The organism is Bradyrhizobium sp. SZCCHNR1017 (assembly GCF_032381375.1).
Lineage (GTDB): Bacteria > Pseudomonadota > Alphaproteobacteria > Rhizobiales > Xanthobacteraceae > Bradyrhizobium.
In genome coordinates this window covers 651,328-665,738 of record NZ_JAUHIR010000001.1, presented here as the reverse complement: position 1 = coordinate 665,738, position 14,411 = coordinate 651,328, and the positions used below count along the sequence as shown (strand labels likewise).

Annotated in this window: 8 protein-coding genes, 1 tRNA gene and 1 pseudogene; 5 read left to right on the top strand and 5 right to left on the bottom strand. The window is 64.9% G+C overall.

The genetic code is table 11. From position 1 onward, the window contains the following. Positions 1-62: 62 nt before the first annotated feature. Complete coding sequence (locus QW863_RS03165) at positions 63-338, bottom strand: hypothetical protein (protein ID WP_315712614.1); 276 nt, start codon at positions 336-338, stop codon at positions 63-65. A gap of 266 nt (positions 339-604) precedes the next feature. Continuing rightward, positions 605-760 carry a hypothetical protein gene (locus tag QW863_RS03160; protein ID WP_315711831.1) on the bottom strand — a complete coding sequence of 52 codons (156 nt, stop codon included), beginning with the start codon at positions 758-760 and terminating at the stop codon, positions 605-607. A 1,139-nt stretch (positions 761-1,899) separates the two neighbouring features. On the opposite strand from QW863_RS03160, the gene QW863_RS03155 reads away from it, so the two are divergent. The 3 genes from QW863_RS03155 (at position 1,900) to QW863_RS03145 (ending at position 4,892) form a co-directional block, all read left to right on the top strand. Beyond that, positions 1,900-3,936 (top strand): acyltransferase family protein, encoded by a 2,037-nt coding sequence (locus QW863_RS03155; protein ID WP_315711832.1) that lies wholly within the window; start codon positions 1,900-1,902, stop codon positions 3,934-3,936. 149 nt (positions 3,937-4,085) lie between these two features. After that, on the top strand, positions 4,086-4,559 hold the full coding sequence (locus QW863_RS03150; protein ID WP_315711833.1) for a hypothetical protein: 474 nt from the start codon (positions 4,086-4,088) through the stop codon (positions 4,557-4,559). A gap of 120 nt (positions 4,560-4,679) precedes the next feature. Then, the gene (locus tag QW863_RS03145; RefSeq protein WP_315711835.1) at positions 4,680-4,892 is read left to right on the top strand and encodes a hypothetical protein; all 213 of its coding nucleotides are present in this window, start codon (positions 4,680-4,682) and stop codon (positions 4,890-4,892) included. An 83-nt stretch (positions 4,893-4,975) separates the two neighbouring features. On the opposite strand, the gene QW863_RS03140 is transcribed toward QW863_RS03145, so the two are convergent. The 3 genes and pseudogenes from QW863_RS03140 to QW863_RS03130 all read right to left on the bottom strand — a co-directional run bounded on the left by QW863_RS03140 (position 4,976) and on the right by QW863_RS03130 (position 6,482). Beyond that, entirely contained in the window at positions 4,976-5,137 is a 162-nt protein-coding gene (locus QW863_RS03140; protein WP_315711836.1) for a hypothetical protein, read from the bottom strand. A 402-nt stretch (positions 5,138-5,539) separates the two neighbouring features. After that, positions 5,540-6,274: pseudogene (locus tag QW863_RS03135) on the bottom strand (FkbM family methyltransferase); the annotation flags it as partial. 131 nt (positions 6,275-6,405) lie between these two features. After that, positions 6,406-6,482: transfer RNA gene (locus tag QW863_RS03130), tRNA-Arg, on the bottom strand. A 476-nt stretch (positions 6,483-6,958) separates the two neighbouring features. Between QW863_RS03130 and QW863_RS03125 the strand changes: the two genes are divergently transcribed. After that, entirely contained in the window at positions 6,959-12,175 is a 5,217-nt protein-coding gene (locus QW863_RS03125) for an alpha-2-macroglobulin (RefSeq protein ID WP_315711837.1), read from the top strand. Next, complete coding sequence (pbpC, locus tag QW863_RS03120; protein ID WP_315711838.1) at positions 12,172-14,400, top strand: penicillin-binding protein 1C; 2,229 nt, start codon at positions 12,172-12,174, stop codon at positions 14,398-14,400. Before QW863_RS03125 ends, pbpC begins: the two co-directional genes overlap by 4 nt. The last annotated feature ends 11 nt before the right edge of the window (positions 14,401-14,411 follow it).

The window sequence follows — 14,411 nt, the reverse complement described above, 5'->3', positions numbered from 1 at the left end:
GCTTGCGAGGCCGCCGACGAACCTCGCGTATCGCGGCCTTGTCCGCGACCCCCGATGAAATCTCAGGCGGCCGGCGGCTGAGCGCCGTTTTCGGCCGCCGATCCAGCCATCATGCTGCGGCGGCTCGATAGCCAGATCGGAATCTCGCGGTAGCAGGTGCCTTTTTCATTCATCTCTGCGACCGTCCACCGGCTCGGATGCCGTTCCTTGCCGACGAAGACCCAGTCATCGGCGATGGGGGGAGGCTCATTCGGCCTCGTCCTCAGCCATGCCGAACGGGCTCCTTTCGGCAAGCGATCCTGCTTCATCTGATAGAGATCATATACTGGTGAACGCATGACGCTACTCGTCCTCAAGCAACCGCAATTCTCAACACAACCAGCGTGTCGCGTCGTCGCGGCGGAATTGTGGGAGCGGCGCGGCCAGGCTGTGCAAAAGCACGATCAAGCCTGTGATTGACGGCATCTGCCATATTCTTCGCGTGGCGCGTATCGCTTCGAAAAGGCGACGCGCGGGGCCGTTCAATAACCCCGCGAGTCGGGACCGACGCCGATCGCGTCCGGCAATGAAGAGTCGCCAGCCCGCGACCGGTTGACTGATCAAATCAGAAGAAGGCGTAGCTGAGATCGAGACCGTAGGTGGCGTGGAGGATGAAGCCAAACGCCGTGGCGCCGCAGAGCATCAGGATCGTGCGCAGCTTCTCGGTGTCGATACGGGTCTCTTCGAGATGGGTCGGGAGAGCCTTGATGAGTGTTGTCATTGTGGGACCTCTGTACGCGAAACGAAGACGGAGAGTGAGTTATGAAAAGTATATCCGAGGTTGTTAGATCCCGTTTCTGGGGAGGTGGTTTTTGTAGAGTCCCAGAAGAGTTCTAATTGTGAAAGAGGAACCCAGCATCGTGCAGTTTTTGGGGCAAAGTTGCGGAAAGTAAATGATCAGTAAATTAAATCTGAGGTTGATATTAGTTGCGTGCAGTATTGTTGCACGTCTTGGCTGTTGAAAGAAGTTGCCAGGTTGCGGAGACGCGGCGCCGCACGTTTTTAAGCTTAATTCCTTCAGGGAGGCGGTTTGAGCGTGCTCAGCCTGCGCGGCTCGGTGGCGACGAGCACCATCCGGGCTACGGCGCCAATGCGGTTGCAAAAGCAACTCCAAGTATAGAGGCAGCTCACCTCGACCTCGGCCAATTTGTGGCGAGGTATTAACGGCTATGGCGATGTCGCCACTCGCTCGCCGGTTTCTTTGGCATGACTGGTATCATGTGGGTGGTGACGACGGAAGCCGGTCGCCGAAATCTCGCTGGCGGGTGTGCTCATCATACAACAGCCCCACATTCATCGAGCAGGGATCGCACGGGCGTCTCGTGTCGAGCCCAGTTGAGGCGCCAGCATGATGGGCAGTTCATGAATCATGATGGAGGAAGCGCGCGTGGCATGCCCGCCCTCGGTGATGAAGGCGCGTTGCTAGGCTTGAGCAAAAAGAGAAGGCCCAAGGTTGAGTAGTTACCGACACCCGAGCGGCCGTCGGGTCGAAGGCTGCGTTGGGCAGCGCGCGCGAGCGCGGCGCATGGATCTGGCCTGCTCGCAAGGTGGGCCTGGACGGATGCTGCGCGTTCTCGCTGCTCTGTCGAGCTTTCGATCACCGTCCCCATGTCAGTACCGGGATGTCGCGACCGATCGCCAATCCTCCTGATGCGAAGCGGATGACGCCGCAGGCGGAATGGGCGCCGGCCGTGCCCGCGATCCGCCAGCATCCCCGCGTGATGGGCTCCTGAGGCGGTGCGGCAATTCGGATACACCAACCAACAACGGTATTTCCGTGTGTTTCTGAATGTTGCAATTCATTTTCGAACATGTCAGCAGGTAACCTGTTAGGGCGAACGGCCCGCCCAGGCTGCCAGTATGACGCGCACAAAGGTTTTGGAGTACCGGCCGGACATCGATTGGCTGCGCGCCGTAGCCGTGGTTTCGGTCATTGGATTTCATTACGAGCTGCCGGGCTTTGGCGGTGGGTTTGTCGGCGTCGACATCTTCTTCGTCATCTCCGGTTATGTGATCTCCCGGCTCATTTGGACCGGCATTCAATCCGATTCGTTTTCCTTCATGGAGTTCTACGAACGGAGGGCGAGGCGGCTGCTTCCGGCGCTCTATTTGATGATCGTCGTCACCGGGATGGTCGCGTGGTTCTTGGCGCCTCCAGGCGACTACCGAATGTTCTTCGGAAGCGCGATCTCCACGGTGCTATTTTCGTCGAACGTCTTCTTCTGGTCGCAGACCGGCTATTTCGATTTACCAACGATCGGGAAGGTTCTCATCCACACCTGGTCATTGTCGGTGGAGGAGCAGTTCTACTTCCTGTTTCCGGTCGTGACTTGGCTCTGGAGCCGGCTGTTTCCCGATCCAACGTCGAAGCCGTCGCTCGGGCTGGTCATCCTCGGAACGATCGCGCTGTGTGTGCTCGACGAGCTTTGGATCAAGCAATCGCCCTCGACCGCCTTCTACATCGCCCCGCTGCGGGCCTGGGAGTTCCTGATCGGAAGCATTGCGTTTTTCCTGCATCGATGGTCGCCGGTTGGAAGCGTGACGCGCCTGGCCTTCGCGGCCGCGGGCATGGTCTCCATGCTGCTTGCCGTGGTCATCTTCCGCGCAGAGACCCGCTTCCCGGGATTGCACGCGCTGGTCCCCTGTGTCGGTGCTGCGGTCTACATCGTCGCGTTCAATCAGGAGGAGGGCAGACCCGGGCTGCCGTTCAGTGAGCTCGGAGCATTCCTCGGCCGTCTGTCCTACTCGCTCTATCTTTGGCACTGGCCGGTTTTCGTCCTCGGCAGGGCCGCGCTGCCGCTGGATGTTGCGACCTCGGCGGCAGCTACGGTTGGACTCCTGCTGTGCTCGCTGCTGCTGGCCTATCTGTCCTACGTCATCGTCGAGCGGCCTGCGCGCGCACGAACGGTATGGGTTGGCGTGCGAGGCTCCCCGGTGATCGCGGGCATTGCCGCCGTCATGGTCGCGGTCGGAGTTCACGGCGTCGCGCATGACGGCTACGCCGATCGCTTCCCGCAATCACAGGCACGAATGCTCCGGTACGATTCCCGGACGATGGAGCCGTTCTATCGTGCGCACAGCTGCTTCTTGCAGCCCGATGAGCCGGCATCGGCCTACGATTTCGAGGCGTGCCTGAAACCGGCTGCAAACAAGCGCAACATTCTGCTCGCCGGCGACAGCCTGGCCGCGCATTATGCCTGGGCGTTGCGGGGCTACCTGTCGCCCGATGCCTACCATCTTCTGCAGCTCACGTCAGGGGGCTGCCCGCCGTTCGTCGAGCTCAAGCTGAGCACCTCGCGAAACTGTAACGACGTCAATCAGCTGCTGCGCGATCAGATCAAGGCGCACCGCTTTGACGCCATCATTCTTTCCGGCAATTGGCGCGCCTATCTCGAAACCTATGGCCGGCCTCCCGCACGGCGCGTCGACGGTTATTTGAACGCGCTGCTGGCGGTCGCTCAGGAAACGGGCGTTCCCGTTCTGTTGCTCGGTCCCTCGATCGAGTTTTCAGCTCCCTTGGCTCCGACGTTGTTCAACCATGAGCAGACGCACGTCCCGATCGGCAATTCGCTGATGCCGAAGGACGCGTCGTTCCAGGCGGACGATCGTCTGAGAGAGAGCGCCCGCGCGTATCCGCTCGTTCAATACGTTTCCATTCTCGACACGATTTGCAGCAAGAGGCGTTGTCCGCTGACGGTTGACGCGGAAACCCCGATCGTCTGGGATACCATCCATTTCACCCCGGAAGGCTCGAGGTTCGTCGTCTCGCAACTCGCGCCGCAACTGGATGCCTTCTTGCGAAGGTTGGAGCAGCCCTCCGAGACCGGAACGAACGAGCTCATGGCTGGTGACGGTCCGGCGGCAACCCAGAACCTTGCCCCCTCCCGCATTCAATGATGGGAAGCGACCGAGCACGGGGCCTGCGGGAGCCATGAACTCCGGCGGGTGTCGTGCATTCGCCTGCCGTTGATGTCGGACATTGCCTTCGCGCGGCCGCGAAAGTGATCCAACGTCATCGCGTTCTCAAGCCATTCGGGACGACACACATGAATCCGATCATCAAGGCGATGGCAGTGCTTGCGTGCGCCGCCTGCGGGAGCTCCGCCGCGACCGCCCAATCGGTGCGCTGGAACACCTATAGGATCCCGGAGACCGGCACATCGGTCGACATTCCGGTCTCGATCTTCAGCGACACGGCGGGCCAACCCGAGGGCTACGGCCAACGCTTCCAGACTGCCGACGGCCGCGCCAACCTGACCGTGCAGTCGGTATCGAATAACGCGCGGGAGTCACCTGCGCGGTTCCTTGCCAGGAAGAATCCGCCGCCGAATATTCAATACAAGCGCGTCACCTCGCGATTCTTCGCGGTGTCGAGCTACAAGGGCGACTACGTCTGGTACAACCGCTGCAACTTCGTTGGCGGCTACGTGCACTGCGTGCTGATCAACTACCCCCGAGTCTGGGAGCGCGCTTGGGACGGCATCGTCACCCGCATCAGCCTGTCGCTGAACCGAAGCTGAGGGGGGCGCTTAGCGAAGTCTTCGGCTGGCGGCTTTGATCCACCTCAATGATACCGTCGGGCTCCTCTGAATAAGCTTCGGCTTCATTTCAGCCGCCGCTTACAGATGAGCCAGTCCTTCATGGCCGCAGCGTCCTTCACCGTACGGGCCGAAAGCGCCAGCGCGATCGCCACCATCAGGTGCCGCAGCGCGCAGGACGCGCTGCTGACGGCCAATGCCTATCTGCGTCTCGGCGCCGCCTGCGTCAGCATCGAGATGCCGGGCGGACAAAGCATGAGCCCGGACCGGCTCGATGCGCTGCTCAACGATTCTGGCGGGCGCATCGGCTTCTGAAATCGGGCGTCGGGCGCACCGCCACTCTTCCCTGGCGTGATCGCGACGGCTTGTGCGGGAGCATTCCGGGAGTGCGTCCAGGCTCAGGATGACGACGCTTCGACGCGGTCGTCGCGGAGCGCCGTCGGCCACGAGACATCGGTAATGTAGGGGCCGTACAGGACATCCTGGCGCCGCTGGTAAATGATCCTGAGGGCGACGGCGGCGATGAAACAGATTGCAGTCAAAATGGCTAGTTCGAACATGGTTCAACTCCATCGCCCAGCACGTGGCGGATGAAGGGCGTCGGCGTCAAATGGAAGCCGGCGTTAAGCTGAAGAGGAAAGCTTAATGCACGCGAGGCATCCTGCGTTGCAGGCGAACAGCCAAAGCAGAACCGCTGGGTCCGCGCGGCTGAACCTCGGGTCGAGAGTCCGGCCGCTCGGCGCGCGCTACTCCGCGACGGTCGGCTGACCGGTATCAAGCTCCGGAAACATCGCCCGGCAGCTCAGGCAATAGGATTCGAAAATAAAGCTCAGCAACATGGACATCGGTAAGCCCCATCAGTCGATGTGATGCTGGGCAACGTGCCGGGGAACTGTTTCAGGACGACTTCGTGCGCCCGGCGAAGTGGTTTCGATCGGTGCCAGGAAAGCTTCGTGGTCACAGGACGTCGGCGCGCGCACGCTCCTGAAGATGAAGTTGTTGCAATAGTCCTTCCGCTTCCAGAACCATTCGCCATCGGCGCGCTGATGGATTTCCGGGTCGAAGGCAGACAACGGAAACAATCTCCCGCGGCTCAGGAATTGGCCCCGATAGCCGAGACTCCGCAGGAGCAAGAATGTCTCCTTCACCCTGTCGAGCGTCGCCAGGCGGCGGTCGCACTCGACCACGATCAACGGCCGGCATCGGCGCAAGGTGCGCTCGGCGCCGCGCAGTACGTCGAGTTCGGCACCCTCGACGTCGATCTTGATCGCAGAGACGTTTGCGGTGTCGGGGAGATAGTCGTCCAGCGACGTCGTCTGCACCTGGATCGCCTTCGAGGTCTCGGCGGGCCGGAGCAGCGAGGCTCCGGGCTGATGCCCTTCGGGAACGAACAGGGTTTTCCTGCTGGAGCACGAATAGACGGCGCGCGGTTCGACGACGACATTGTCGAGCGAGAACCGGGAGCAGAGCCGCGCCAATCGTTCGGCAAGATCCGGCTGGGGCTCGAAGGCGACGACCCGCCCCGGCGCCGACCACCGTGCCAGCCAGTAGAGAAAACTGCCCTTGTTGGCGCCGATGTCGCAGACGATGTCGCCGCGCCGGATGTGACGCTGCAACTCGGACAACTCCGTCTTGTGGTCGCGGAATCGGGACCGCAGGATTCTGACCAGAAACCGGGATGCCTCATGTTTCGCCAACCGAGCCCCCCAACGCCATGGCTACGCGCCCGCCAAACGAGGGCGAGCTCGGGTGCGCACGCCCTGTCGTTCACGGCAATGTTTCAAAATGGACGAGTGGCGGGGCGCCAGGATGGCGCTGGCGTGGCGACTGGCGATCCCAGCAGGACTCGAACCTGCAACCCGCGGAGTAGAAATCCGCTACTCTATCCAGTTGAGCTATGGGACCGTCGTCGTGAGACGACTATCGCCGGGTGACCATCCCAAGATGAACGTCCGGAGGATGAGCGTCATGGGATGGGTGCCGGGGGGGCGAAGCCCGGCCGGCGCGCTTTCCATAGCACGGGTCATATGAAAAATCTTCCGTTTCGCCAAGAGCGGCCGAACCCGACGGAGGCCCGGCGAGACCAAGCGGAGGCGGAGGTGGGTCTATCGCCCCATTTGCGCGTCAGCGGCGCCGGATCGGCGGCCGCCGCGGCTTGTCTGTATGCCATGTCCCGTGAATTGCCCGTTGATGAACAGATTTTCCTGTCGCATGTGCGTGCCGATGATCGCGCCTGCGACGGGTCGCTCGCCGGTCCACTGCAACCTTTGCCATCAGTCCGTCACCATTTCGCGTCCATTCTCGCCACGAATCGGCCAAACACGGACATCTCTCCGCGTGTCCGGAACAGCCGCCCCAATCGCCGTCCAAGGAGCTGCCCCATGATCGGTCTGGTTCGCGCCGCCGTCCTCTGCGCCATCATGGCGCTCAGCCTTGCTTCTGCCCACGCCGCCGACAAGGCGTTCAAGCGCGACGACCTGGCGGATGCCGCGATCAAGCTGGAGGCGCAGATCAAGAGCGAGGCGGGGGCGGTGAACAAGCCGCTGGCGACGCTCCGCACCGATGCCGACGCGGCGCTGCGGCGGAACGACCTGCGGACCGGCCTGCAGATCCTCGGGCAGATCGCAACCGCTGCGCCGGATGATTCCGGTAATTGGCTGCGGCTGGCGCGCACCGTGCTCAACCAGATCAAGCCGATCAACTCGTCGGAGCAGACCTTCCTGCTGGAGCGGGCCTCGACGGCGGCCTACATCGCCTATCAGCGCGCCGGCAATGCCGGCGAGGAGGCGGATGCGCTGGCCGTGCTCGGCAAGACCATGGCCGAGCGCAAGCTGTGGCGGCCAGCGCTGGATACGCTCAGGATGTCGCTCGAGCTGCGTGAGGTGGCCGATGTCCGCGGGCAGTATGAGCGGATGCGCGACGAGCACGGCTTCAAGCTGCTCGACTACACCGTGGATTCGGACTCGGCGAGCCCGCGCGCCTGCTTCCAGTTCTCCGAGGACCTCGCCAAGCGCACCGACTTCTCGCCGTTCGTGGCCCAGGCCGGCAATGACAAGCCGGCGCTGACCTCGGAGGACAAGCAGCTCTGCGTCGAGGGCCTCAAGCACGGCGAGCGCTACAACATCAATCTGCGCGCCGGGCTGCCCTCGGGCGTCAAGGAGAGCCTGCCGAAATCGGCCGAGTTCAACATCTATGTCCGCGACCGCAAGCCGTTCGTGCGCTTCACCGGCAAGGCCTATGTGCTGCCGCGCACCGGGCAGAAGGGCATTCCGCTGGTCAGCGTCAACACGCCGGCGGTCAACATCAACGTGTTCCGGATCGGCGACCGCAATTTGATCAACACCGTCATCGACAGCGACTTCCAGCGGCCGCTGTCGAGCTATCAGCTCACCGATCTCGGCAATGAGCGCGGCATGAAGGTGTGGAGCGGCGAGCTGTCGACCGCGATGACCCTGAACCAGGACGTCACCACCGCCTTCCCGGTCGACCAGGCGCTGAGCGACATGCAGCCCGGCGTGTATGTGATGACGGCGACGCCGAAGGGGCCGACGAGCGGCAATGACGAGGACGGCGGCCAGCTCGCGACGCAATGGTTCATCGTCTCCGATCTCGGCGTCGCCGCGTTCTCCGGCAATGACGGCATTCACGTGTTCGTCAATTCGCTGGCCTCGACGGATCCGGTCGCGCGCGCCGAGGTGCGGCTGGTGGCGCGCAACAACGAGATCCTTGCGACGCGCAAGACCGACGACGCCGGCCACGTGCTGTTCGAGACGGGCCTGGCGCGTGGCGAGGGCGGGCTGTCGCCGGCGATGCTGACCGTGTCGGGCGAGAAGACCGACTATGCCTTCCTCAGCCTGAAGACGTCAGCCTTCGACCTGTCCGATCGCGGCGTCGCCGGGCGCGAAGCGCCCACGGGGCCGGACGCCTTCGTCTATTCGGAGCGCGGCGTCTACCGCTCCAACGAGACGGTCTACCTCACCGCGCTGCTGCGCGACGGCAAGGGCAATGCCATGACCGGCACGCCGCTGACGCTGGTCGTCGAGCGTCCCGACGGCGTCGAGTTTCGCCGCGCGGTGCTGCCGGACCAGGGCGCCGGCGGCCGTTCGTTCAGCGTGGCGCTGAACTCGGCGGTGCCGACCGGCACCTATCGCGTCCGCGCCTTCACCGATCCGAAGGGGACGGCGGTCGGCGAGACCACCTTCATGGTCGAGGATTACGTCCCCGAGCGGCTGGAATTCGACTTGAGCTCCAAGGACAAGCAGATCAAGGCTGAGACTCCGGTGGAGGTGAAGGTCGACGGCCATTTCCTCTACGGTGCGCCGGCCTCCGGCCTGCAGCTCGAAGGCGACCTGCTGGTGACGACCGCGTCCGAGCGGCCGGGGTTCCCGGGCTACCAGTTCGGCGTCGCCGACGAGGAGAGCGCCTCCAACGAGCGCACCCCGATCGAAGGCATGCCGGAAACGGACGAGAAGGGGGCGGCGACGTTCCCGGTGAGCCTGCCCAAGCCGCCGTCCTCCAGCCGGCCGCAGGAGGCGCAGATCTATGTGCGCCTGGCTGAGACCGGCGGCCGCGCCGTCGAGCGCAAGCTGGTGCTCCCCGTGGCGCCCAAGGCGGCGCAGATCGGCATCAAACCGTCGTTCTCCGGCAAGAGCGTCGGCGAGGGCGACAAGGCCGAGTTCGACGTCGTGTTCGTCTCGCCGGAGGGCAAGACGCTGGCGCGAAGCGGGCTGCGCTATGAGCTGCTGAAGATCGAGTCGCGCTACCAGTGGTACCGGCAGAACTCCTATTGGGAGTACGAGCCGGTGAAGTCGACGAAGCGCGTCGGCGACGGCGACGTCACGATATCAGCCAACAAGCCGGCGCGGCTGAGCTTCCAGCCGGAGGCCGGGCGCTATCGCCTCGACGTCAAGTCGGCGGATGCCGACGGCCCGGTGACGTCGCTGCAGTTCGATGTCGGCTGGTACACCGACGGCAGCGCCGACACGCCGGATCTCTTGGAGACCTCGCTCGACAAGCCGCAATACCAGTCCGGCGAGAGCATGGTCGTGACGGTCAATGCGCGCACTGCCGGCAAGCTGACGGTCAACGTGCTCGGCGACCGGCTGCTGACGACGCAGACCACCGAGGTCAAGGAAGGTACCAACCAAGTCAAGCTTGCGGTCGGCAAGGATTGGGGCACCGGCGCCTATGTCGTCACGACGCTGCGCCGTCCGCTCGATGCGGCCGCGCAGCGCATGCCGGGCCGCGCGCTCGGCGTCGCCTGGTTCGGCATCGACAAATCAGCGCGCACGCTCAACGTGGCTCTGACGCCGCCTGCGCTGGTACGTCCGGGCTCGGCGTTGAAGATTCCGGTCAAGGTCGGCGGGCTCAATCCCGGCGAGGACGCCAAGATCGTGATCGCGGCGGTCGATGTCGGCATTCTCAACCTTACCAACTACAAGCCGCCGGCGCCCGACGATTACTATCTCGGCCAGCGCCAGCTCTCCGCCGAGATCCGCGACCTCTATGGCCAGCTGATCGACGGCATGCAGGGCACGCGCGGCCAGATCCGCTCGGGCGGCGACAGTGGCGGAGCCGAGCTGCAGGGCTCGCCGCCGACGCAGAAGCCGCTGGCGCTGTATTCGGGCATCGTGACCGTCGGGCCCGATGGCACCGCCGAGGTCAGCTTCGATATTCCGGAGTTCGCAGGAACTGCGCGGGTGATGGCGGTCGCATGGAGCGCCACGAAAGTCGGCCGGGCCAATGTCGACGTCACCGTGCGCGATCCGGTGGTGCTGACCGCGACCCTGCCGCGCTTTTTGTTGAGCGGCGACCGCGGCACGCTGTCGTTCGACCTCGATAACGTCGAGGGTGCGCCGGGCGACTATGTCGTCGGCGTCAAGGCCAGCGGCCCGGTCAAGGTCTCCGGCAATGCCAACGTCACGCTGAAGCTCGCTGCCAAGCAGCGGGCGTCGTCGACGCTGCCGCTGGATGCCAGCGGCACCGGTACGGCGCAGCTCGACGTCGATATCAAGGGCCCCAACGGGCTGGCGCTGGCGCGGCACTATCAGCTCGACGTCAAGCCGGCGACCCAGGTGCTGGCGCGGCGCTCGATCCGCACGCTCGCGAAGGGCGAGAGCCTGACGCTGACATCGGACATGTTCAATGATCTCGTGGCGGGCACCGGTACGGTGTCGCTGTCGGCGGGACTGTCGACCGCGCTCGATGCGGCAACCATCCTCAAGGCGCTCGACCGCTATCCGCATGGCTGTTCGGAGCAGATCACCAGCCGCGCGATGCCGCTGCTCTATGTCAACGAGCTCGCAGCCGGCGCGCATCTCGCGATGGACACCGAGGTCGACCAGCGCATCCGCGACTCGATCGACCGCTTGCTGGCGCGTCAGGGCTCCAACGGCTCGTTCGGTCTGTGGTCGGCCGGCGGCGACGATCCCTGGCTCGATGCCTACGTGACGGATTTCCTGACCCGCGCCCGCGAAAAGGGCTTTGCCGTGCCGGACGTGCTGTTCAAGAGCGCGCTCGACCGCGTCAGGAACTCGGTGGTCAATGCCGAGGAGCCGGAGAAGAGCGGCGGCCGCGATCTCGCCTACGGCCTCTACGTGCTCGCGCGCAACGGCGCGGCGCCGATCGGCGACCTGCGCTATCTCGCCGACACCAAGCTCGGCAATCTCGCAACTCCAATTGCCAAGGCGCAGCTCGCCGCGGCGCTCGCGCTGGTCGGCGACCGCGCCCGCGCCGAGCGGGTCTATGCGGCAGCCGCCGACAGCCTCGCGCCGAAGCCGGTGCTGGTGTTCGGCCGCACCGATTACGGCTCCGACCTGCGTGATGCGGCGGCATTGGTGTCACTGGCCGGCGAAGGCAATGCGCCGCGCGCGACGCTGACGCAGGCGGTGACCCGCGTCGAGGCAGCGCGTGGCCTGACGCCGTACACCTCGACGCAGGAGAATGCGTGGATGGTGCTGGCGGCGCGTGCGCTCGCCAAGGAGACGCTGACGCTCGATGTCAACGGGCAGGCGGTGAAGCAGGCGCTGTACCGCAGCTACAAGGCGGCTGAGCTCTCGGGCCAGCCGCTGAAGATCACCAACACCGGTGATGCGCCGGTGCAGGCGGTGGTCTCCGTCTCCGGCTCGCCGCTGACGCCGGAGCCGGCGGCATCGAACGGCTTCAAGATCGAGCGTGGCTACTACACGCTCGACGGCAAGCCGGCCGATATCAGAACCGCGAAGCAGAACGACCGTTTCGCTGTCGTGCTGAAGGTCACCGAGGCCAAGCCGGAATACGGGCACATCATGGTGTCCGACTATCTACCGGCGGGGCTGGAGATCGACAATCCGCATCTGGTGTCGTCGGGCGACAGCGGCACGCTCGACTGGATCGAGGACGGCCAGGAGCCGGTCAATACCGAGTTCCGCGACGACCGCTTCACCGCCGCGCTTGACCGCGCCGCGGATTCCAAGTCCGTGTTCACGGTCGCCTACGTGGTGCGGGCGGTGTCGCCGGGCAAATACGTGCTGCCACAGGCCTATGTCGAAGACATGTACAATCCCTCACGCTATGGTCGGACCAGTACGGGCTCCGTGGAGGTCCGCGCGGCGAAATGAGCGAGGGTGGAACGAGCGATCGTGAGTTGGGTGGCCGGACGGAGCCGCACACTCCGTCATGCCCAGGCTTGACCCGGGCATCCATCGCTCGCGGCGACGAAGGCGCGGACGGCCGGGACAAGCCCGGCCATGACCCGAGGAGAGGGCGGAGCGTCAAACGGCTGCTCGCGGGCGCGCTGTTTTTGTTCGTCGCAGTCGTCCTTGCCTTCACCGCCTACACCATCTCCCTCGGCCCCCTGCCGCTGCGCGAGGCCAAAGCCGTGTCCACCACCGTCGTCGACCGCCACGGCAAGCTGCTGCGCGCCTATGCGATGGCGGATGGGCGCTGGCGGCTGCCGGTCAGCGCGAAGAAGGACGTCGATCCGACCTATTTGAGACTGCTGTTCGCCTATGAGGACCAGCGCTTCTACGACCATCACGGCGTCGACCCCCGCGCGCTGGCGCGCGCCACGATCCAGCTCGGCGCGCACGGCCACATCGTGTCGGGCGGCTCGACCATCACGATGCAGCTGGCGCGGCTGCTCGAGCCCAGGCGGCAGCGCTCGCTGCACGCCAAGCTTAGGCAGATCGTGCGCGCGCTCGAGCTCGAGCATGAGCTGAGCAAGGACGAGATCCTCGATCTCTACCTGACGCTCGCGCCCTATGGCGGCAATCTCGAAGGCATCCGCGCCGCCTCGATCGCGTATTTCGGCAAGGAGCCGAAGCGGCTGTCACTGGCGGAAGCGGCACTCTTGGTGGCGCTGCCGCAGTCGCCGGAGACGCGGCGGCTCGACCGGCATCCGGAGGCCGCTCGACGCGGCCGCGACCGCGTTCTCGACCGCATGGTGTCGGAGAACGTGATCTCCGCCGAGGACGCGGCGCAGGCGAAGGCGCAAGCCGTGCCGGCCTTCCGCCAGCCGATGCCGATCCTGGCGCCGCATGCTGCCGACCAGGCCTCGGCGACCGTCAAGGATCAGCCGATCATCCGCCTTACGCTGGATGCCTCGCTGCAGAAGGTGCTGGAGCCGCTGGCGCGCGATCGCGCCATCGCATTGGGACCGAACGTCTCGGTCGGCATCATCGTGGTCGACAATGACAGCGGCGACGTGCTCGCCCATGTCGGATCGGCCGACTATTTCGACGAGAAGCGGGCAGGGCAGGTCGACATGACCCGCGCGGTGCGTTCGCCAGGATCGACCCTGAAGCCGTTCATATATGGGCTCGCCTTCGAGGACGGCTTCGTGCACCCGGAGAGCCTCATCGAGGACCGCCCGGTGCGCTTCGGCTCCTACGCGCCGGAAAATTTCGACATGACGTTCCAGGGCACGGTGCCGGTGCGCAAGGCGCTGCAACTGTCCCTGAACGTTCCCGCCATCGTGCTGCTCGACCGTGTCGGCGCCAGCCGGCTGTCGTCGCGACTGAAACAGGCCGGCGGCAATTTGGTGCTGCCGAAGGACGAAGCCCCAGGCCTTGCCATGGGCCTCGGCGGCGTCGGCGTGACCCTGCAGGACCTCGCCCAGCTCTATGCCGGATTCCCGCGACTGGGCACCACCAGGCCGATGCGTGAGATCATGACCGGGGAGGGCACCGACGATGCCCGCGAGCCGTTGCGGCTGATGGATTCGGCGGCCGCCTGGCAGGTCGGCAACGTGCTGCTGGGGACCCCGCCGCCGGAAAACGCAGCCCGCAACCGGATCGCCTTCAAGACCGGTACCAGCTACGGCTATCGCGACGCCTGGTCGGTCGGTTTCGACGGCCGCGTGACGATCGGCGTCTGGGTCGGCAGGCCCGACGGCGCGCCGGTGCCCGGCCTGATCGGGCGCGTCGCCGCGGCGCCGATCCTGTTCGACGCTTTTGCCCGCAGCGGCAAGCTGCCGGCGACACTGCCAAAGCCGCCCAAGGGTGCGCTTGTCGCCAGCAATTCAAAGTTGCCGCTGCCCCTGCGCCGGTTCCGGCCGGTCGGAGAACTGGTGCGGACCGGCGCGGAGCAGGCGCCGCACATTCAGTTCCCGCTGAACGGCTCCCGCATCGATGTCGACCGGTCCGCCGGTCCCGAGGCGTCGGTGATGCCGGTGAAAGTGTCCGGGGGCGTGCTGCCGCTGACCATGCTGGTCAATGGACTAGCCGTCGGCGAGATCGACAGCCGGCGCCAGCGCCTGATCGATCCGCCCGGGCCCGGCTTTGCCCGCCTCACCGTGATCGATGCCACGGGCGCTGCGGACACAGTTGTGGTCAGAATCCAGTGAGGGTTCGCTAA

Excerpts from the sequence above, each read along its gene's own strand:
- QW863_RS03160 (WP_315711831.1), bottom strand. The coding sequence starts at position 760 with ATGACAACACTCATCAAGGCTCTCCCGACCCATCTCGAAGAGACCCGT.
- QW863_RS03125 (WP_315711837.1), top strand. The coding sequence starts at position 6,959 with ATGATCGGTCTGGTTCGCGCCGCCGTCCTCTGCGCCATCATGGCGCTC.
- QW863_RS03165 (WP_315712614.1), bottom strand. The coding sequence starts at position 338 with ATGCGTTCACCAGTATATGATCTCTATCAGATGAAGCAGGATCGCTTG.
- QW863_RS03155 (WP_315711832.1), top strand. The coding sequence starts at position 1,900 with ATGACGCGCACAAAGGTTTTGGAGTACCGGCCGGACATCGATTGGCTG.
- pbpC (WP_315711838.1), top strand. The coding sequence starts at position 12,172 with ATGAGCGAGGGTGGAACGAGCGATCGTGAGTTGGGTGGCCGGACGGAG.
- QW863_RS03145 (WP_315711835.1), top strand. The coding sequence starts at position 4,680 with ATGGCCGCAGCGTCCTTCACCGTACGGGCCGAAAGCGCCAGCGCGATC.
- QW863_RS03140 (WP_315711836.1), bottom strand. The coding sequence starts at position 5,137 with ATGTTCGAACTAGCCATTTTGACTGCAATCTGTTTCATCGCCGCCGTC.
- QW863_RS03150 (WP_315711833.1), top strand. The coding sequence starts at position 4,086 with ATGAATCCGATCATCAAGGCGATGGCAGTGCTTGCGTGCGCCGCCTGC.